Below are 19,956 nucleotides of genomic sequence, written 5' to 3' on the forward strand. Positions count from 1 at the left end.
CACCCATGTTTTCGGACCGCCGCATGACTGAGAGTTTTGTCACCCAGTGCCCCCAATGCCAGACCAGCTTCCGCGTAAATACCACGCAGCTGGGTGCGGCACATGGCGCGGTGCGTTGCGGGGCCTGCCTGAACGTATTCAACGCGGCGAAACAGTTGCAGCAACAGGGTCACGTGATTACCCCAGCAGCGAGTAAACCCCTGCCCGCCGCCCCGCCGGTCGCTGCGACGAGCAAGGCAAAAGCGCCCGATGACACGTTATGGATCCATGACGACCTCGATCTTGATGAGCTGGACCTCGATGAAGAACTGGCCAAGCTCGAAGAGCGTGAGCAACAGCTCTCCCAGGAGTTTCTCAAGCTTGAACGCAGCACCCACTTCAGCTCGGTATTCGCCTCACCACCCAGCAATACCCCGGCAGCGCACGATGAACGCTGGGCTGAGGAACTACTGCGCGAAGACGAATCCAAGCCGGCAGAAAAATTGGCCATCGAGCCCTTGGGTCTGAAGCAAAAGGACACCCACAGCAGTCCCCCGCCGGCGACCCAGCCCTTTCAGCAACAACCGCCTCCCGCGCAGCCACTTAACCGCGAGCCCGAGTTTCAGTTGACCGATGCTGATTTTGGGGTAAAGGCTGACGTGCCTGCGGCCGCCTCCCCGGAGCCGATCACCGCTCAACCAGAAGAGCTGCAGCGCCCGGAGCCAACACTCGGGGCCATTGATGATGAGCCTGAACCTGTACCCTTTATCCCGGTGCAGATTGCTCGCCACGAAGCCAATGTAGGCCATAACACCCTATTCGAATTAGAAGACGAGCCGGTTGAGTTTGACTGGCAAAAGCCAGGGCCATCATGGGGTCGGATCATTGGCTGGAGTATTTTGATCCTGCTCGCGGCTGGCGCACTGGCAGGCCAATATGTGGCCTATCACTTCGAGCAACTGGCTCGCCAGGACCAGTACCGCCCGCTTTTTGAACAGATTTGCCCGAAAGTCGGCTGTGAGCTGCCGTCAAAGGTTGACATCAGCATGATCAAAAGCAGTAACCTCGTTGTGCGCTCACACCCCGAGTTCAGCGGCGCACTGGTGGTCGATGCGATCATCTATAACCGCGCGGCTTTTTCGCAACCTTTCCCCTTGCTGGAAATGCGTTTTGCCGACATCAACGGCAAGCTACTTGCCAGTCGTCGCTTTACCCCTGGCGAATACCTGGCCGGCGAACTCGCCGGGCGCGCCGAAATGCCCCCGCAAACGCCGATCCATATATCACTGGATATTCTCGACCCCGGCAGCCAAGCCGTTAATTACAGCCTGAGCTTCCACTCACCTCAATAGCGGCTAAAGGAAAAGCGTGTCGCTCTCATAACTGATAGCGATAAGCTAGCAACTGTTCAGATTTTGTTCAAAACAGCCTTTATCCGGTCATCCAGAGCAGGTATGATTCTCCCCCTTTTTCGCCGTCTACTATTTGGCTCATCAGCTTGTCTTTTGAGCACGGAAGCCCTATGTCGACGTTACGCATCGGCCCGTACACACTGCCGAACCAGTTGATTCTGGCGCCAATGGCCGGAGTTACTGATCAGCCATTTCGCAAGCTCTGCCAACGCTTGGGCGCGGGCATGGTGGTATCCGAAATGGTCACCAGCGATGTGCGGTTGTGGAATACGCGTAAATCAAGCCTACGCTTGATCCATCAGGATGATCCCGAGCCACGCTCGGTACAGATCGCCGGTGGTGATCCGCAGATGCTTGCAGAGGCGGCTAAGCGGAACGTCGAATTGGGCGCCCAGATAATTGATATTAATATGGGCTGTCCGGCGAAAAAGGTCTGTAACAAAGCGGCTGGTTCTGCGCTGTTGAAAGATCAAAGTCTGGTCCGTGAAATTTTGCATGCGGTTGTCGGTGCGGTCGATGTGCCAGTCACACTGAAGATTCGCACAGGCTGGGACAGACAAAATAAAAACGGCATTGAGGTGGCAAAGATTGCCGAACAAGCCGGGATAGTTGCATTAGCGGTACATGGTCGCACCCGTGCGGACCTTTATACCGGTGATGCCGAATACGACACGATTGCAGCGATAAAACAGGCGATTTCAATTCCGGTGCTGGCCAATGGCGACATCACCAGTCCGGAGAAAGCCAAAGCCGTACTCGCTGCAACGGGAGCAGATGGATTACTGATAGGCAGGGCCGCCCAAGGGCGACCTTGGATATTTCGTGAGACAGACCATTACTTGCGCACCGGCGAAAAAATGCCCGCGCCAAGCTTGGTCGAAGTAGAAAGCATTTTGCTAGAACACCTCAGCGCACTGCACGCCTTTTATGGCGATGTGATGGGCGCTCGAATCGCCCGTAAACATGTGGGCTGGTATCTAGCGACTTTGCCGGGCGCCAGAGAATTTCGCGCCGAATTCAATCGCCTGGAATGTACGGACGCACAGTGCGCCAACGTTCGCCAATATTTTCGCGAGCGGCAAAATGATGGAGATGGGGTGGCTGCATGACGATGTTGACCGAGACTTTTGGAAGTGGAATTGCGCCTGTGAGTGACAACACCAGCTTGAAACAGCACCTCAACACGCCAAGCGCAGAAGGGCAAACCTTGCGCGGCAATGTTGAGAAAGCGCTGCATAACTATTTCGCCCACCTTGAGGGCGCTGACGTCTCAGACGTATACAACCTGGTGTTGACCGAAGTCGAGGCGCCACTCTTAGAGACGGTGATGAACTACGTCAAAGGCAACCAAACCAAAGCCTCAGAATTACTCGGCCTCAATCGCGGCACCCTGCGCAAGAAGCTCAAGCAGTACGACCTGCTCTAACCTCCTCTTATCAAAAAGGGCGACCTAAACAGTCGCCTTTTTGTTTATTTCTCTGCTCTGATGGACTCTGAAATGACCGACCAGACAACGCGCCTCCCCGTTCGCCGCGCCTTGATCAGCGTATCTGACAAGACTGGCATCCTCGACTTCGCTCGCGAGCTTGTTGCCCTCAATGTGGAAATCCTGTCCACCGGTGGCACTTACAAACTGCTCAAGGACAACGGCGTTGCGGCGGTCGAAGTCGCTGACTACACCGGCTTCCCAGAAATGATGGATGGCCGGGTCAAGACCCTGCACCCGAAAATTCACGGTGGCATCTTGGGTCGCCGCGCCATTGACGGCGACGTCATGGAGCAGCACAGCATCAAGCCGATTGATCTGGTTGCGGTCAATCTCTACCCATTCGAAGCCACAGTCGCCAAGCCTGACTGCGATTTGGCAGACGCCATCGAGAACATCGACATTGGTGGCCCGACCATGGTCCGCAGCGCCGCCAAGAACCACAAAGATGTGGCCATCGTGGTCAATACAAGTGACTACGCCCACATCATCGAAAGCCTCAAGGCTGGCGGCCTGAGTTATGCGCAGCGCTTCGACTTGGCCCTCAAGGCCTTCGAGCACACGGCTGCCTACGACGGCATGATTGCCAACTACCTGGGCACCATTGATCAGGCCGCTGAAAAACTCAGCACTGAAGACCGCAGCGCCTTCCCGCGCACCTTCAACAGCCAGTTCATCAAGACTCAGGAAATGCGTTACGGCGAGAACCCGCATCAGAGCGCAGCGTTCTACGTTGAAGCGAAAAAGGGCGAAGCCAGCATCGCCAGCGCCGTGCAACTGCAAGGCAAAGAACTGTCGTACAACAACGTGGCCGACACTGACGCTGCGCTTGAGTGCGTCAAGAGCTTCGTTAAACCTGCCTGCGTTATCGTCAAGCACGCCAACCCATGCGGCGTCGCCGTGGTTCCAGAAAACGAAGGCGGCATCCGCAAGGCCTACGACCTGGCTTACGCCACCGATACAGAATCTGCGTTTGGCGGCATCATCGCCTTCAACCGCGAACTGGATGGCGAGACGGCCAAAGCCATCGTTGAGCGCCAATTCGTTGAAGTGATCATCGCCCCGCGCATCAGCGCGGCAGCACGCGAAGTGGTTGCCGCAAAAGCTAACGTTCGCCTGCTCGAATGCGGCGAATGGTCCGCCCAGCGCAGCGCTGACTGGGACTTCAAGCGCGTCAATTGCGGCCTGCTGGTGCAGAGCCGTGATATTGGCATGATCACCGCTGACGACCTGAAAATCGTTACCCAGCGCGCGCCTAGCGAGCAGGAAATCCATGACCTGATCTTCGCCTGGAAAGTGGCCAAGTTCGTTAAGTCCAACGCCATCGTCTACGCCAAGAATCGCCAGACCGTCGGTGTTGGCGCTGGCCAGATGAGCCGGGTTAACTCCGCGCGTATTGCCGGCATTAAAGCCGAGCATGCCGGCTTGCCGGTGCCAGGCGCAGTCATGGCCAGCGACGCCTTTTTCCCGTTCCGCGACGGTATCGACAACGCTGCCAAGGCCGGGATTACTGCAGTAATCCAGCCGGGCGGCTCGATGCGTGATAACGAAGTGATTGCTGCCGCAGACGAAGCAGGCATCGCAATGGTATTCACCGGTATGCGCCATTTTAGGCACTAAAATCGGCCGCGCTGAAGCATCCGCCTGCGTTGTTGGAAGTTGACTCCCTGATGCTCATTGCCACTTGGCAACTGCGCTCATTGAGCCAACTTCTGCCGAGCATGCAGACGCTTGATCGCAACCTCGATAGCTAGACAGAACGTAGAAATTTATCGGTGGATGGTTTTACCGCCCACCAATGGAGCCAAGGCTCCGCCTCCTGTAGGGGATTGATATGAACATTTTGATCATTGGCAGCGGCGGGCGTGAACACGCCCTAGCATGGAAGATCGCCCAGGATCCACGCGTCGAGAAGGTGTTTGTTGCACCGGGCAACGCCGGCACTGCGACTGAAGCCAAATGTGAAAACGTGGCGATTGATGTATTGGCTATCGAACAGTTGGCTGATTTCGCTGAGCAGAACGTGCAAATGACTATCGTCGGTCCTGAAGCGCCGTTAGTGGCGGGTGTGGTTGACCTGTTTACCCAGCGCGGCCTGCATTGCTTCGGCCCGACCGCTGGCGCCGCGCAATTAGAAGGCTCGAAAGCGTTCACCAAAGATTTCCTGGCCCGCCACAAAATTCCAACGGCTGACTACCAGAACTTCACCGAAGTCGAGCCCGCCCTCGCCTATCTGCAGAAAGTCGGCGCACCGATTGTGATCAAGGCCGATGGCTTGGCAGCCGGTAAAGGCGTGATCGTGGCTATGACCCTGAGTGAGGCCGAAGATGCGGTGCGCGATATGCTCGCGGGCAATGCCTTCGGTGAAGCTGGCTCACGCGTCGTGATCGAAGAGTTCCTTGACGGCGAAGAAGCCAGCTTTATCGTGATGGTCGACGGCACCAACGTGCTGCCCATGGCCACCAGCCAAGACCACAAGCGTGTCGGTGATCAAGATACCGGCCCGAATACTGGCGGCATGGGTGCTTACTCGCCAGCGCCGGTTGTCACCGCTGAGGTTCATCAGCGCGTAATGGACGAAGTGATCTGGCCTACCGTGAAAGGCATGGCAGCTGAAGGCAATGTTTACACTGGCTTCCTCTACGCAGGCTTGATGATCGATAAGTCTGGCGCACCCAAGGTGATCGAGTTCAACTGCCGCTTCGGCGACCCTGAAACCCAGCCGATCATGCTGCGCCTGCAATCGAGCCTGTTGCTGCTGATCGAAGCCGCGCAAGCCAAAGCCCTCAACATCGTTGAAGCCCAATGGGACTCACGCCCAAGCCTCGGTGTGGTGATGGCGGCTGGTGGCTACCCCGCCGACTACGCCAAAGGTGATGCGATCCAGGGGCTCGAAAACGCCGCGGCAACTGCCGGTAAAGTCTTTCATGCCGGCACCGCGCTCAAAGACGGTCAAGTCGTCACTTCCGGCGGCCGGGTCCTGTGCGCCACTGCACTCGGTGATACCGTTCAACAAGCGCAGCAAAATGCTTACGCGCTGGCTGCGAAGGTTGACTGGCAAGGCTGTTTCTATCGCAAAGATATCGGCTACCGCGCCATCGACCGTGAAAACGCCGAACACTAAAGACAAACTGAGACGAAATCACGACAAAGGCGGCCAATTGGCCGTCTTTGTCATGTTTCCACACAACCTTGTTAACCTATACTCCTTGGACCAACTTTCGATAGGGAATTCACTGTGCGTCGGCCCTGGATTGCCACCCAACTGTTTATCAGCTTTCTGCTGACAGTTTTTCTGCACGCGCCTGCTCATGCGCAAGCGAGCACGGACTGGTCAATCCTCAATGATTCCAGCGGCGAACTGCAGCTCGGTGATATCCGCTCCCCGCAACACAGCACCCAATTTGCGCCAGTCGATATCAGCAAGCTGCTGACCAGTGGTGGCGATACGGCTGCATGGCTGCACTACCGTTTAACACCCAGTGATCAGCAACAGTTGGTCCGGGTTTTCTCACCCTATCTCGCCTACCTGGACCTCTATGTACTGGATGGCGAGACCCTGCTTGACCATGTGCGCACGGGTAATAAATTACCGCTTTCGAGTCGCCCCTTAAAAAGTCGCGATTTTCTGTTACCACTACCTGTTGCAGACAAGCCGCTCGATGTTTATTTGCGCCTGGCCTCTGCGCAACGACTGCGCCCAACAATTGCATTGAGCAGCGTGCAAGACATTGCCGCCAATGAAAACCAGCCCTTGGTATTTGGCGCCTTGCTGGGCAGTATTTTCATGCTCGCGTTGTACAATCTTGTGCGCTACTGGCTGAGCCGTGAGCAAGCGAATCTATGGCTGTGTGCAACCAATGTTTTTCTATTGTTTGCCGCTTTCAGCGTGTTGGGCCTCAGCACTGACTGGCTTGAAAGCCTGCAGCCGCATCAGATACAGGCAGTCAATATCTCATTGTTAGCCGCACTGTTCAGCGCGCTTGGACTGACCCTGAGCTTCTTTCGTAATGGGCCCAGTTATGGTTTTCTTAAGCGGCTGATCGTCTCGGAAATCGCAGTAATCACCGGGTTAGGCGCGCTCATCCTGGCCACCACCAGCGTCCAGTTTGCCCTGTTGATTTATATTTCTTCAGCGGTTTGCGGGCTCAGCGTATTGCTGGTGGCATTGCATCAGTGGCGCAGTGGCTATGCCCCAGCCCGCCTGTTTTTTGTGGCGAGTGCCTTTCTCTGTGCCGTCTGCGTCGCAACGCTGCCACTGAACGTTGGCATCTGGCCGATGCCTTCAAGCTGGTTGATCTACTGTTTTCTGCTCACCATAGTGATCAGCAGCACCCTTCTGTGCATTGCCCTGAGCGAGCGACAGCAACGCATCACTTACGAGAAATTCAGCTCCAGCCGTGAGCTGGCAGCAAGCTCGGCAGAGCTCAAAGCCAAGGGCGAGTTCTTGGCCAAGATCAGTCATGAAATTCGCACCCCGATGAATGGCGTTCTGGGCATGACTGAACTGCTGCTGGGCACCCCACTTTCAACCAAACAGCGCGACTACGTGCAAACCATTCACAGCTCGGGTAATGAGCTGCTGAGTCTGATCAACGAGATTCTCGACATCTCGAAACTTGAATCCGGGCAGATTGAACTGGACGACGTACAGTTCGACTTGAATGCCTTGATCGAGGACTGCCTGGACATCTTTCGTGCGAAAGCAGAGCAGCAGAAAGTCGAGCTGATCAGCTTTATCCAGCCGCAAGTGCCGCGTGTTATCAGCGGTGACCCCACGCGCATACGCCAAGCGCTCCTGAGCCTGCTGGACAACGCCTTCAAGCAAACCGACGAAGGCGAGATCCTGATCATTGCCGCACTTGAAAGCAGCGCTGGCAAACCTCGCTTGCGCCTTGCCGTGCAAGACAGTGGTAAGCCCATGCCACCGAGTGAACGCAATGCCTTGCTTCACGCTGAACTGCACAGTAAAGACTTTCTCGCCGCGACCAAGCTTGGCGGACGGCTGGGCCTGATTATCGCGCGCCAATTAATCCGCCTGATGGATGGCGAATTCGGCATCCAAAATGGCAGCAGCCAGGGCTCAACCCTGTGGTTGAGCTTGCCACTGGACAGTCAACTGCTTGAACAGCCAACAGCCGATCTCGACAGCCCCCTGCAAGACGCCCGCCTGCTAATCGTTGATGACAACGAAACCTGCCGCAAGGTGCTGCTGCAACAATGCAGCGCGTGGGGCCTGAATGTCAGCGCAGTGCCGTCAGGCAAGGAAGCACTGGCGCTATTGCGCAGCAAAGTGCACATGGGCGAATACTTTGATGTGGTGTTGCTCGACCAGGAAATGCCCGGCATGAATGGCATGCAACTGGCGGCAAAGATCAAAGAAGACCCAAGCCTCAATCGCGATATTCTGCTGATCATGCTGACCGGAATCAGCAACATGCCGAGCAAGATTATCGCCCGCAACGCCGGTATCAAGCGCATCCTGGCCAAACCGGTGGCCGGCTACACCCTAAAAGCGACATTGGCAGACGAGTTGACCCACCGCCGCGATGGCAAGCCGATACAGTCCCTGCCAGGCATTAACGCAAGCTATCAAGCACCTGCTGACTTTCAGATTTTAGTCGCCGAAGACAACACCATTTCAACCAAAGTGATTCGTGGCATGCTCGGCAAACTCAACTTGCAGCCCGACACGGCCAGCAACGGCGAAGAAGCCCTGCAAGCGATCAAATCAAAGCACTATGACCTGGTATTGATGGATTGCGAAATGCCAGTACTCGATGGTTTCTCCGCCACCGAACAGCTACGCGCATGGGAAGCGGCTGGCCAGCACCCGCGAACACCAGTCGTTGCCCTTACGGCGCACATCCTCAGTGAACACAAAGAACGGGCGCGCCTGGTCGGCATGGATGGCCATATGGCCAAGCCGGTCGAGCTCTCGCAGTTGCGGGAGCTGATCAATTACTGGATCGAGCAGCGCGCCTCTCGCACCGCTAATACACCCTGACTCACGCACCTCTTGGCAGAAGCTAATCAGGGCTGGAGATCAGCGCTTTAATCGCTGATCATATGCCCCATCGCAGGGCGGCCCGCACAGCTTGATCTATGCTTTGACGTCCTCCACTTAATTATTTTATGCAATCAAGAGCCCCCAATGGCGTCCGATTTATTCAGCCTGTATTTGAAACTGCTTGTGCTCTACAGCCCATTCTTCGTGCTCTCGTGTTTTATTGGCTTGAGCCGTGGATACACCGTAAAAGAACGTAAAAAGCTGGCGTGGAAAGTCGCCACCGGGGTACTGATTGCAAGTGTATTGCTGTACCTGTTCGGCAAACATATTTTTACCTTGTTTGGCATCACCATCGATGCATTTCGCATCGGCGCGGGCAGTGTGCTGTTTATTTCGGCGCTGGGAATGGCCCAGGGGAAGTCAGCCATACAAACGGATAACGTGCAGCAAGATGTAACCATCGTGCCACTGACCATCCCCCTCACTGTCGGCCCCGGAACCATAGGTGCACTGCTGCTGATGGGCGCCAGCCAACCGCACTGGGGTGACAAGATCGTGGCGGTCCTCGGCATTGCCCTCGCCAGTTTTACCGTGGGGGTTGTGCTCTATCTTTCCAATCAGTTTGAGCGGTTGCTGGGTGACCAGGGCTTACAGATCGTTAGCCGCCTGATGGGGCTTTTTGTCTGCGCGTTGGCCGCACAAATTATCTTTACCGGGGTCAAGAATTACCTGCTGCCCTAATCCGGTGCGCGACCGTCTGTCGAGTGTTTGCCATGCCCCTTCATGCACCATCGCAGCGCAGCAGGGGATTGGCATTTCGCTAAAAAACCAAGTTAAACCTATACAAAACAGCTAGTTATACAGATTGGCACGGATGCTGCCATTGGAAGCTGACACTTCCAACAGTTGCGCATGGAGCCATAAGAATGAAACGCCGTCCTTTTCTGAAAACGACACTCGCCGCCAGTGCCTTAATTCTCAGCGGTCTATTCCCATTCAGTGCACACGCAGCCGATACCATCAAGGTCGGCATTCTTCACTCGCTCTCAGGCACCATGGCTATTTCAGAGACATCTCTGAAAGACATGGCGTTGATGACCATCGACGAGATCAACGCCAAAGGCGGTGTACTCGGCAAACAATTGGAACCTGTGGTAGTGGACCCAGCCTCGAACTGGCCATTGTTTGCTGAAAAAGGCCGGCAGTTACTGACCCAGGATAAAGTCGCCGTGACCTTTGGTTGCTGGACCTCGGTTTCGCGCAAATCAGTATTACCGGTCTACGAAGAGCTCAATGGCTTGCTGTTCTACCCGGTTCAATACGAAGGTGAGGAACTCTCGCCTAACGTGTTCTACACCGGCGCGGCCCCCAACCAACAAGCAATTCCTGCGGTTGAATACCTGATGAGCGAAGACGGCGGCAGTGCCAAGCGCTTCTTCTTGTTAGGTACCGATTACGTGTATCCACGCACCACCAACAAGATCCTGCGCGCCTTCTTGCACAGCAAGGGTGTTGCCGACAAAGACATCGAAGAGGTTTACACCCCGTTCGGCCACAGCGATTACCAAACCATCGTAGCCAATATCAAGAAGTTCTCAGCAGGCGGCAAAACTGCAGTGATCTCCACGGTAAACGGCGACTCCAACGTGCCGTTCTACAAAGAATTGGCTAATCAGGGCATCGAAGCCACAGACGTGCCGGTTGTGGCCTTCTCGGTGGGCGAAGAAGAGCTACGCGGTATCGACACCAAGCCTCTGGTCGGCCAGTTGGCGGCCTGGAACTACTTCGAGTCGGTCGAAAACCCAGTCAACGAACAATTCGTTAAAAAGTGGAAGGCTTACGCCAAAGCCAAGAGCTTACCGGGGGCTGATAAAGCAGTGACCAACGACCCAATGGAAGCCACTTACGTCGGCATCAATATGTGGGCGCAAGCGGTTGAAAAAGCAGGCACAACAGATGTCGATAAAGTCCGTGACGCCATGGCCGGGCAAACCTTCGCCGCGCCATCTGGCTTTACCCTGACCATGGACAAAACCAATCACCACCTGCACAAGCCGGTAATGATTGGCGAGATTCAGGATGACGGTCAGTTTGATGTGGTCTGGCAGACCGATGGTCCAATCCGTGCACAACCTTGGAGCCCCTACATCGAGGGTAACGACAAGAAGCCGGACTACGCCGTCAAATCCAAGTAAAGGCTGACGGGTTAATACGCTCTGCGCTTGGGTGCACGCTAAACAAGCGCAGATCACGCCAAAACCTCCATCAAGAGAGGTGGTGCTTTAACAGGGAACTGCATGATGACCACTGCCCTTTACCGGCTTTCACTCGCGCTTTTGCTCTGCCTGTCGTGGTCGAGCAGTTACGCCGGGGACGCGGCTGAGTTCAGCGCCGCCAATTCCTCAAATCAGGCCAAGCTCTTACAAGCTTGGGCCGCCGCCCCCGATGCAGCGCGCCTGTCATTACTTGAAGCTTTAAACAGCGGACGGGTTGAGGCAGACAGCAACAAAACCCCTTTCTATAAAACCGATTCTGGCTATCAAGCGGCTGAAGGCGATGCCGTCAAGCCAGACGGAAAGCTGCGCAAGTTACGCCTGAACAACCGCCTGCGCGGGCTTGTCGCTACCGCTCTGGCCAGCCATCAACTGTTCTCGCCTGAGCCTGCGGTTCGTTTGCAGGCCGCTCAAGACCTGCAGAAAAGTGCTAAACCGGCGCAGTTGCAACTGCTAAACGAGCGCTTGGCTCAAGAGCAGGATGACAACGTAAGCGATGCGTTGTCCCTCGCGCTGGCCAGCTTGCAACTGACTGACAGCGACCCGCAGGTGCGTCTGGCAGCCGTGCGCTTACTCGGTGAAACCGGCCAGCCGTTGGCCCGTGTACGCCTCGAGCGACTGCTGGCAGATGATGCCGAAACCGATGCGGATGTCCGCACTGCCGCCGAAACGAGTTTGGCGCAGGTAAAACGCCGGCTGATGATTGGCGAGTTGCTCGGTCAAGCATTCAGCGGCATGAGCCTTGGCTCAATTTTGCTGCTCGCCGCCCTCGGCCTGGCTATTACCTTCGGCTTGCTCGGCGTGATCAATATGGCCCATGGCGAGATGCTGATGCTTGGCGCCTACTCGACTTACATGGTCCAGGTGATGTTCCAGCGTTTCGCCCCTGAAGCACTGGCCTTGTATCCATTGGTGGCTCTGCCCGTCGCGTTCTTTGTCACTGCCATTATCGGCATGGCACTGGAACGCACAGTCATCCGCCATTTGTACGGTCGCCCGCTGGAAACCCTGCTGGCAACCTGGGGCATCAGCCTGGTATTGATTCAATTGGTACGGGTGATATTCGGCGCGCAAAACGTCGAGGTCGCCAACCCTTACTGGCTGTCTGGCGGCATTCAGGTGTTGCCAAATCTGGTGCTGCCGTATAACCGCATCGTGATCATCGGCTTTGCCTTGTTCGTGGTGGTGTTGACTTGGCTGCTACTGAATAAAACCCGCTTGGGCCTCAATGTTCGCGCCGTCACCCAAAACCGCAACATGGCCGCTTGCTGCGGCGTGCCGACCGGCCGTGTCGACATGCTTGCCTTCGGCCTTGGCTCAGGCATAGCAGGTCTTGGCGGCGTGGCCTTGAGCCAGATTGGCAACGTCGGCCCTGACCTTGGCCAGAGCTACATTATCGACTCATTTCTAGTGGTCGTTCTGGGCGGCGTCGGCCAATTGGCGGGCAGCGTTATGGCCGCGTTTGGCTTGGGTATCGCCAACAAAATTCTTGAGCCGCAGATCGGCGCCGTACTCGGCAAGATCCTTATCCTCGCGCTGATAATTCTGTTTATCCAGAAGCGTCCGCAAGGTTTGTTTGCACTCAAAGGGCGGGTGATCGATTAATGACTATGCCCCTGAATCAAACCCTGCTGGCACGCACCAGCGCCAAGCTGGGTCCGCAGTTATCCATTGCCGTTGGCGTAGTGATACTGGCGCTGCTGATCGCCCTGCCGTTGCTCCACCTAACCCCGGCGGACAGCGCCTTTCACGTTAATGCTTACACCTTGACGCTGGTCGGCAAGATCCTCTGCTACGCGATTGTTGCGCTCGCGCTGGACCTAGTCTGGGGTTACGCCGGCCTGCTATCACTGGGCCATGGCTTATTCTTTGCGCTGGGTGGCTATGCCATGGGCATGTACCTGATGCGCCAGTCTGCAGGTGACGGCTTGCCAGCGTTTATGAGCTTCCTTGCCTGGAAAGAGCTGCCTTGGTACTGGATGGGCACAGATAACTTCATCTGGGCCATGTGTCTGGTGGTGTTAGCACCCGGCTTGCTGGCTTTTATATTTGGCTTTTTCGCTTTCCGCTCGCGGATCAAGGGCGTGTACTTCTCGATCATGACCCAAGCGCTGACCTTTGCCGGCATGCTTCTGTTCTTTCGCAATGAAACCGGCTTTGGCGGCAACAATGGCTTTACCGACTTCAAGCGTATTCTCGGCTTTGACATCACCGCACCGGCAACCCGTGCAGCGCTATTTTTAGCCACTGTGGCCCTGCTGGTTGCCAGCTTGCTACTCGGTTGGAAACTGGCCAAGAGCAAATTCGGCCGGGTGCTCACTGCGCTGCGCGATGCGGAAAACCGACTGATGTTCTGCGGCTATGACCCACGCGGCTACAAGTTGTTTATCTGGGTGTTATCGGCGGTGCTGTGCGGTTTGGCTGGGGCCTTGTATGTGCCACAAGTCGGCATCATCAACCCCAGCGAAATGTCGCCGACCAACTCAATTGAGGCAGCGGTCTGGGTGGCTTTGGGCGGTCGCGGCAGCTTGATTGGCCCCGTGCTCGGAGCTGGCATGGTCAACGGCATGAAAAGCTGGTTCACCGTGGCATTCCCCGAGTACTGGCTGTTCGCGCTAGGTGCGCTGTTTATCCTGGTTACCCTGTATTTGCCCCACGGCATTATCGGATTGCTTAAGCGAGGGCCCAAACAATGAGAGCCGTACCGATCCCGGAAGCCATGCTTGAACCGATTTACGACCCGCTTAGCAATGCCCGAGATGCCATTGGCGCTGGGCGTCTGGCAGAAAAAGGCCTTAACGTTCGCCATGGCACCATCCTGACCCTGGAAGACATCAACGTCAGCTTCGATGGTTTTAAAGCCCTGACCAATCTCAACCTGTATATCGGCGTCGGCGAACTGCGCTGCATCATCGGCCCAAATGGCGCAGGCAAAACCACGATGATGGATGTCATCACCGGCAAAACCCGCCCGGATAACGGCAGCGCCTATTTTGGTGAAACCCTCGATCTGACGCGGATGAGTGAAGTCGAGATCGCACAGTCCGGAATTGGTCGCAAGTTTCAGAAACCGACGGTGTTCGAAGCGCTCAGCGTGTTCGAAAACCTTGAACTGGCGCAAAAGACCAACAAGTCAGTGTGGTCCAGTCTGCGCGCCAAACTCAATGGCGAACAGCGAGACCGAATTGACCAAGTGCTCGAAACCATTCGCCTGGATGGCGCTCGTGATCGTCAGGCGGGCTTACTCTCCCATGGCCAAAAGCAGTTTCTCGAGATCGGCATGTTGTTGATGCAAGACCCACAACTGTTGCTGCTGGATGAGCCAGTTGCCGGCATGACCGATGCCGAAACCGAATTTACCGCCGAGCTATTCAAGTCATTGGCACGCAAGCACTCATTGATGGTGGTCGAGCATGACATGGGCTTTGTTGGCTCTATTGCAGATCACGTGACCGTACTGCACCAAGGCAGCGTGCTTGCCGAGGGCTCACTCAACGAAGTGCAGGCCGACGAACGCGTGATTGAGGTTTATCTCGGCCGCTAAGGCTGCTTAGACAAGGAACATCCCTATGCTGCAAGTTCAACAATTGCACCAGTACTACGGCGGTAGTCACATCCTGCGCGGATTGTCATTCGATGCAAAAGTCGGCGAGGTCACCTGCCTGCTCGGACGCAACGGCGTTGGCAAAACCACCCTGCTCAAGTGCCTGATGGGTTTGATTCCCGCCAAACAAGGTGAAGTTAAATGGGAAGACCAAGCCATTACCGGCTTCAAGCCGCACCAGCGCGTGATTGCAGGCATTGCCTACGTGCCGCAAGGGCGTGAAATTTTCGCGCGCCTCACGGTTGAAGAAAACCTGCTAATGGGCCTTTCGCGCTTTCCCGGCAACCAGGCTAAGCAGGTCCCGGACTTTATTTATGAGCTGTTTCCGGTGCTCAAAGAAATGAAGCTGCGTCGTGGCGGTGACTTATCTGGCGGCCAGCAGCAGCAGTTGGCAATTGGCCGTGCCTTGGCCAGTCAACCCCGCTTGTTGATTCTCGATGAGCCCACCGAAGGCATACAACCTTCGGTGATTAAAGAGATCGGTGTGGTGATCAAAAAACTCGCGTCGCGCGGTGACATGGCGATTCTGTTGGTCGAGCAATTCTATGACTTTGCCGCTGAACTGGCCGATCAGTATCTGGTGATGTCACGGGGTGAGATTGTCCAACAAGGACGCGGTGAAACCATGGAAGCAGATGGCGTCAGAGGCCTTGTAGCGATTTAAGCCTTAAGGCGTCTTACGCCTTTTAAAAGCGGCGTACTGCGCACAAACTAACGCCCATGCCAACTAATCAGCCTGTTATGAACGCACCCATTACTTCAGCCATTTCTAACGCGATATTTACCCCCAGCTGGCATGCGGAGCTGGAACTAGGCTATGCCCGCGATGCCGACACTACTCGCCCAGTCATGCGCCGTCACAAAGGGCCGTTGCGGGTGCAAAAGCACCTGTACCCCGAGGGGCCAGAAGTGTGCCAGCATATTATTGTTCATCCGCCGGGAGGAATTGCCGGCGGCGATCGCCTGGACATCAACATCAAGGTCGGCGATAACGCTTGGGCGCAGTTAACCAGCCCCGGCGCTGCCAAGTGGTATCGCGCTGCAGGTCCTGCGTATCAGCAGTTAGATATACGCGTGGAAGCGGGGGCGACGTTGGAATGGTTGCCGCAAGAAACCATTGTCTACAGCGCCGCTCAAGCCGAGCTGATAAGCAACATCGACTTAAGCGGCGATGCTCGGCTGTTCTATTGGGATATCGTTGCCTTGGGCCGCCCGGCCAGTCATGAACGTTTTGATCTCGGCCACTTTCAAGCCGAACTGAATATCCGCCGCGACGGCGAGCTGCTTTGGCATGAGCGTCAACGCGTAACAGGCAACGATGGCTTACTCGACTCACCGATTGGTCTGGATGGCCGGCCGGTATTCGCTACCCTGTTACTCAGCGCAGACATCGATCCAGCACTGCTGGAACGTTGCCGAGAAATTTGCGCGCACCATAGCCTCGAACTACGCGGCGACCTGAGCCAGTTGCCGGGCATCTTGGTTGCTCGCTGCCTGGCCAGCGAAGCCCTGCATGCACGCGCATGGTTGATCCAGCTGTGGCAGCTTTTGCGTCCTGCGGTGTTAGGGCGCGAAGCCGTGCCTCCGCGAATTTGGAACACCTGAGTTTCGCTAAAATTATTGATGCCTTGTAGGTTGGAGAAACACTGATGGATTTAACGCCACGGGAAAAAGACAAACTGCTGATTTTCACTGCAGGGTTGGTTGCCGAGCGACGTTTAGCTCGCGGGGTCAAACTGAACTACCCGGAAGCTATTGCCTTGATCTCAGCCGCCCTGCTCGAAGGTGCCCGTGACGGCCAGACCGTTGCAGAGCTGATGCACTTCGGCACGACGTTACTCAGCCGCGACCAAGTGATGGAAGGCATACCGGAAATGATTCCGGAAATTCAGGTTGAAGCAACGTTCCCGGATGGCACCAAGCTGGTCACCGTACATCAACCCATCGCGTAAGAGTGCGTTGCACCAAGGAGCTGCGCGTGAGCATCGATAACGCCACTGAAGATGATCTGCCTGAGTTGCTGGCCATTTATAACGATGCAGTGCTTAACAGCACAGCCATCTGGAATGAAACCACAGTCGATCTGGAAAACCGCCGGTTCTGGCTGCGTGAGCGGCTTGGCGCGGGCTTTCCGGTGCTCGCCGCGCGCAACAGCACCGGCCGCTTGGTGGGTTATGCCACCTACGGCACCTGGCGCAGCATTGAAGGCTTCAAACACACCGTTGAACACTCGGTCTACGTCTGCGCCGACCAACGCGGGATGGGCATCGGCCCAGCGCTGATGAACGTACTGATTGACCGCGCACGCGACGCCAAGCTGCATGTGATGGTTGCGGCCATCGAGAGCGAAAACCGCGCCTCGATCCGCCTGCACAAGCAACTCGGTTTCAGCATCACCGGGCAAATGCCACAAGTGGGGCGCAAGTTTGATCGCTGGCTTGACCTGACCTTTATGCAGCTCAATCTAAATGCCGAACCGAATGCTGAACAGCAGGACGAAAAGGAGTAACGCCGAATGAGCAGGGCCCAACTACGTCGCGTTCACCCCGAAAGTTTTGCCCACTATCGCGTGGGTTTGATTGAACTGCTCTTTGATGCAGTCAACCACGGCGCCTCTGTCGGTTTCTTGGCTGACTTGAGCGAGGCTGAGGCGAACGACTACATCAGCGATGTACAGGCTGGCGTGATTGATGGCAGCGTGTTGCTTTGGGTGGTCGTTGATAATGAGCAGGTGATGGCGTGCGTGCAGTTGGCCCTGTGTCAGAAAGCCAATGGTCGCAACCGTGCCGAAGTGCAAAAGCTTCTGGTCTTGAACCAAGCCCGCCGTCACGGTCTCGGCCAACAGTTGATTCATGCAGTGGAGCAAGAAGCCATTAAACAAAATCGTGGCTTGCTCTATCTGGACACTGAGGCGGGCTCTACCGCTGAGCTTTTCTACCGTACCCAAGGTTACCAGCGGGTCGGCGAGCTGCCTGATTATTGCCAAAGTCCGGACGGCAGTTACTCGCCGACGGCCATCTATTACAAAACCATGGGCCAACCCACATGATTCCAGGTGAATACCAGATCCAGCCGGGCGATATTGAACTCAACATCGGCCGCGCCACCCTTAGCCTAAACGTTGCCAACAGCGGTGACCGGCCGATCCAGGTGGGTTCGCATTACCATTTTTTTGAAGCCAACGATGCGCTGACCTTTGACCGTGCTGCCACGCGGGGCATGCGACTGAATATTCCGGCAGGCACTGCTGTGCGCTTTGAGCCGGGCCAGTCACGTCAGGTTGAGCTAGTTGAACTGGCTGGGCAGCGCCGCGTATTTGGTTTTGCCGGTCGCATTATGGGCGACCTTTAACAGGTCGCCGCAAGATCGCCCGCCACAAATGCTACGCGTTAAATGAATGCCAATCTTTAACCCGCCGTTATCCGGCATGGCGCAATTCAACCGCCAGCCAGACACAGGACATATTCAATGAAAATCAGCAGACAAGCCTACGCTGACATGTACGGCCCCACCGTTGGCGACAAGGTCCGTTTGGCCGATACAGCGCTCTGGGTTGAGGTCGAAAAGGATTTCACGACCTACGGCGAAGAGGTCAAGTTCGGCGGTGGCAAAGTCATCCGTGATGGCATGGGCCAAGGCCAGCTATGCGCAAAAGATGTGGTCGACACCTTGATCACCAATGCACTGATTATCGATCATTGGGGCGTGGTCAAAGCCGACGTTGGAATCAAGGACGGTCGTATCGCTGCAATCGGCAAAGGTGGCAACGCCGATATTCAGCCCGATGTAACCATTGCCGTCGGCGCCGGCACTGAAGTTATTGCTGGCGAAGGCATGATTCTGACGGCTGGCGGCATCGACACCCATATTCACTTTATCTGCCCACAGCAAATTGAAGAAGCCTTGATGAGCGGTGTGACTACCATGATTGGTGGCGGCACTGGCCCGGCGACGGGCACCAACGCCACCACCTGCACCTCCGGGCCGTGGCATATGGCGCGCATGCTTCAAGCGGCGGATGCCTTCCCCATGAACATTGGCTTTACCGGCAAGGGTAACGCCAGCCTGCCAGAGCCATTGATCGAACAAGTCAAAGCCGGCGCCATTGGCCTGAAACTTCACGAGGACTGGGGCACCACACCGGCAGCCATCGACAATTGCCTGAGCGTGGCCGATCAATACGACGTGCAGGTGGCAATCCACACCGACACGCTTAACGAGTCAGGCTTTGTCGAGACCACCTTAGGTGCATTCAAGGGCCGGACGATTCACACCTATCACACCGAAGGTGCTGGCGGCGGCCACGCCCCGGATATTATCAAGGCCTGCGGTTTCCTCAACGTGCTGCCTAGCTCGACTAACCCCACCCGGCCGTTTACCAAAAACACCATCGACGAACACCTCGACATGCTTATGGTTTGCCATCACCTGGACCCAAGCATTGCCGAAGACGTGGCCTTCGCCGAAAGCCGTATTCGCCGTGAAACCATCGCCGCCGAAGATATTCTGCATGACCTGGGCGCATTCTCGATGATCAGTTCTGACAGCCAGGCCATGGGCCGCGTTGGTGAAGTGATCACCCGCACCTGGCAGACCGCCGACAAGATGAAACAACAGCGCGGGGCATTACCGGGTGACGGCGAGGGCAACGATAACTTTCGCATCAAACGCTATATCGCCAAGTACACCATCAACCCGGCAATCACCCACGGCATCAGCCATGAAGTGGGCTCAATCGAAGTGGGCAAATGGGCTGACTTAGTACTTTGGCGCCCGGCATTCTTCGGGGTTAAACCGACGCTGATTCTCAAAGGTGGCGCCATTGCCGCCAGCTTGATGGGCGATGCCAACGCCTCGATCCCAACCCCCCAACCCGTGCATTACCGGCCAATGTTTGCCAGTTATGCCGGCTCTCGCCATGCAACCTGCCTGACCTTTATCAGCCAGGCAGCCATGGAGGCCGGGGTTCCCCAACAGCTCGGGTTAAAGAAACAGATTGCGGTGGTCAAAGGCTGTCGCGAGGTCAAGAAAACCGACCTTATCCACAACGATTACCTGCCAAACATCGAAGTCGATGCGCAGAACTATCAGGTAAAGGCTGACGGTCAATTGCTCTGGTGCGAGCCGGCTGAAGTCTTGCCAATGGCCCAGCGTTACTTTCTGTTCTAACGCCTGCAGCAAAGACAAGGCCC

18 protein-coding genes are annotated in these 19,956 nt (G+C 56.1%); all 18 read left to right on the forward strand.

Going from position 1 to position 19,956, the window contains the following annotated elements; translation table 11 throughout:
* Positions 1 to 23 precede the first annotated feature (23 nt).
* The 18 genes from AACY09_RS06815 to ureC all read left to right on the forward strand — a co-directional run bounded on the left by AACY09_RS06815 (position 24) and on the right by ureC (position 19,933).
* Entirely contained in the window at positions 24 to 1,331 is a 1,308-nt protein-coding gene (locus tag AACY09_RS06815; protein ID WP_339486790.1) for a DUF3426 domain-containing protein, read from the forward strand.
* Between the two features lie 170 nt (positions 1,332 to 1,501).
* Positions 1,502 to 2,500 carry a tRNA dihydrouridine synthase DusB gene (gene dusB / locus AACY09_RS06820; protein WP_339486791.1) on the forward strand — a complete coding sequence of 333 codons (999 nt, stop codon included), beginning with the start codon at positions 1,502 to 1,504 and terminating at the stop codon, positions 2,498 to 2,500.
* On the forward strand, positions 2,497 to 2,817 hold the full coding sequence (gene fis / locus AACY09_RS06825) for a DNA-binding transcriptional regulator Fis (protein WP_339486792.1): 321 nt from the start codon (positions 2,497 to 2,499) through the stop codon (positions 2,815 to 2,817). The genes dusB and fis overlap by 4 nt, the downstream gene beginning before the upstream one ends.
* Positions 2,818 to 2,889: 72 nt before the next feature.
* Positions 2,890 to 4,497: a bifunctional phosphoribosylaminoimidazolecarboxamide formyltransferase/IMP cyclohydrolase gene (gene purH / locus AACY09_RS06830; protein WP_339486793.1), complete on the forward strand. Its 1,608-nt coding sequence runs from the start codon at positions 2,890 to 2,892 to the stop codon at positions 4,495 to 4,497.
* A gap of 214 nt (positions 4,498 to 4,711) precedes the next feature.
* Entirely contained in the window at positions 4,712 to 6,001 is a 1,290-nt protein-coding gene (gene purD, locus AACY09_RS06835) for a phosphoribosylamine--glycine ligase (RefSeq protein WP_339486794.1), read from the forward strand.
* Between the two features lie 114 nt (positions 6,002 to 6,115).
* Complete coding sequence (locus AACY09_RS06840) at positions 6,116 to 8,884, forward strand: hybrid sensor histidine kinase/response regulator (protein WP_339486795.1); 2,769 nt, start codon at positions 6,116 to 6,118, stop codon at positions 8,882 to 8,884.
* Between the two features lie 147 nt (positions 8,885 to 9,031).
* Entirely contained in the window at positions 9,032 to 9,628 is a 597-nt protein-coding gene (locus AACY09_RS06845; RefSeq protein WP_339486796.1) for a MarC family protein, read from the forward strand.
* 185 nt (positions 9,629 to 9,813) lie between these two features.
* Positions 9,814 to 11,082, forward strand: coding sequence for an urea ABC transporter substrate-binding protein (urtA, locus tag AACY09_RS06850; RefSeq protein WP_339486797.1), 1,269 nt, complete (start codon positions 9,814 to 9,816; stop codon positions 11,080 to 11,082).
* A 105-nt stretch (positions 11,083 to 11,187) separates the two neighbouring features.
* Positions 11,188 to 12,765: an urea ABC transporter permease subunit UrtB gene (gene urtB / locus AACY09_RS06855; RefSeq protein ID WP_339486798.1), complete on the forward strand. Its 1,578-nt coding sequence runs from the start codon at positions 11,188 to 11,190 to the stop codon at positions 12,763 to 12,765.
* 11 nt (positions 12,766 to 12,776) lie between these two features.
* Positions 12,777 to 13,856, forward strand: a complete 1,080-nt coding sequence (gene urtC / locus AACY09_RS06860; protein ID WP_445323794.1) for an urea ABC transporter permease subunit UrtC — start codon at positions 12,777 to 12,779, stop codon at positions 13,854 to 13,856.
* Positions 13,853 to 14,704, forward strand: a complete 852-nt coding sequence (urtD, locus tag AACY09_RS06865; RefSeq protein WP_339486800.1) for an urea ABC transporter ATP-binding protein UrtD — start codon at positions 13,853 to 13,855, stop codon at positions 14,702 to 14,704. The genes urtC and urtD overlap by 4 nt, the downstream gene beginning before the upstream one ends.
* Positions 14,705 to 14,729: 25 nt before the next feature.
* The gene (gene urtE, locus AACY09_RS06870; RefSeq protein ID WP_339486801.1) at positions 14,730 to 15,428 is read left to right on the forward strand and encodes an urea ABC transporter ATP-binding subunit UrtE; all 699 of its coding nucleotides are present in this window, start codon (positions 14,730 to 14,732) and stop codon (positions 15,426 to 15,428) included.
* Positions 15,429 to 15,505: 77 nt separating this feature from the next.
* Complete coding sequence (locus tag AACY09_RS06875) at positions 15,506 to 16,369, forward strand: urease accessory protein UreD (RefSeq protein ID WP_339486802.1); 864 nt, start codon at positions 15,506 to 15,508, stop codon at positions 16,367 to 16,369.
* 44 nt (positions 16,370 to 16,413) lie between these two features.
* Positions 16,414 to 16,716 (forward strand): urease subunit gamma, encoded by a 303-nt coding sequence (gene ureA / locus AACY09_RS06880; protein ID WP_087518350.1) that lies wholly within the window; start codon positions 16,414 to 16,416, stop codon positions 16,714 to 16,716.
* Positions 16,717 to 16,736: 20 nt separating this feature from the next.
* A complete protein-coding gene (locus AACY09_RS06885) occupies positions 16,737 to 17,273 on the forward strand; it encodes a GNAT family N-acetyltransferase (RefSeq protein WP_339487093.1) in 537 nt (178 codons plus the stop codon).
* A gap of 6 nt (positions 17,274 to 17,279) precedes the next feature.
* On the forward strand, positions 17,280 to 17,813 hold the full coding sequence (locus AACY09_RS06890) for a GNAT family N-acetyltransferase (RefSeq protein ID WP_339486803.1): 534 nt from the start codon (positions 17,280 to 17,282) through the stop codon (positions 17,811 to 17,813).
* Positions 17,810 to 18,115 (forward strand): urease subunit beta, encoded by a 306-nt coding sequence (locus AACY09_RS06895; protein ID WP_339486804.1) that lies wholly within the window; start codon positions 17,810 to 17,812, stop codon positions 18,113 to 18,115. The genes AACY09_RS06890 and AACY09_RS06895 overlap by 4 nt, the downstream gene beginning before the upstream one ends.
* A 117-nt stretch (positions 18,116 to 18,232) precedes the next feature.
* Positions 18,233 to 19,933 carry an urease subunit alpha gene (gene ureC / locus AACY09_RS06900; protein WP_339486805.1) on the forward strand — a complete coding sequence of 567 codons (1,701 nt, stop codon included), beginning with the start codon at positions 18,233 to 18,235 and terminating at the stop codon, positions 19,931 to 19,933.
* Positions 19,934 to 19,956: the final 23 nt, after the last annotated feature.

This window comes from Pseudomonas sp. EL_65y_Pfl2_R95, assembly GCF_963971045.1.
Lineage (GTDB): Bacteria > Pseudomonadota > Gammaproteobacteria > Pseudomonadales > Pseudomonadaceae > Aquipseudomonas.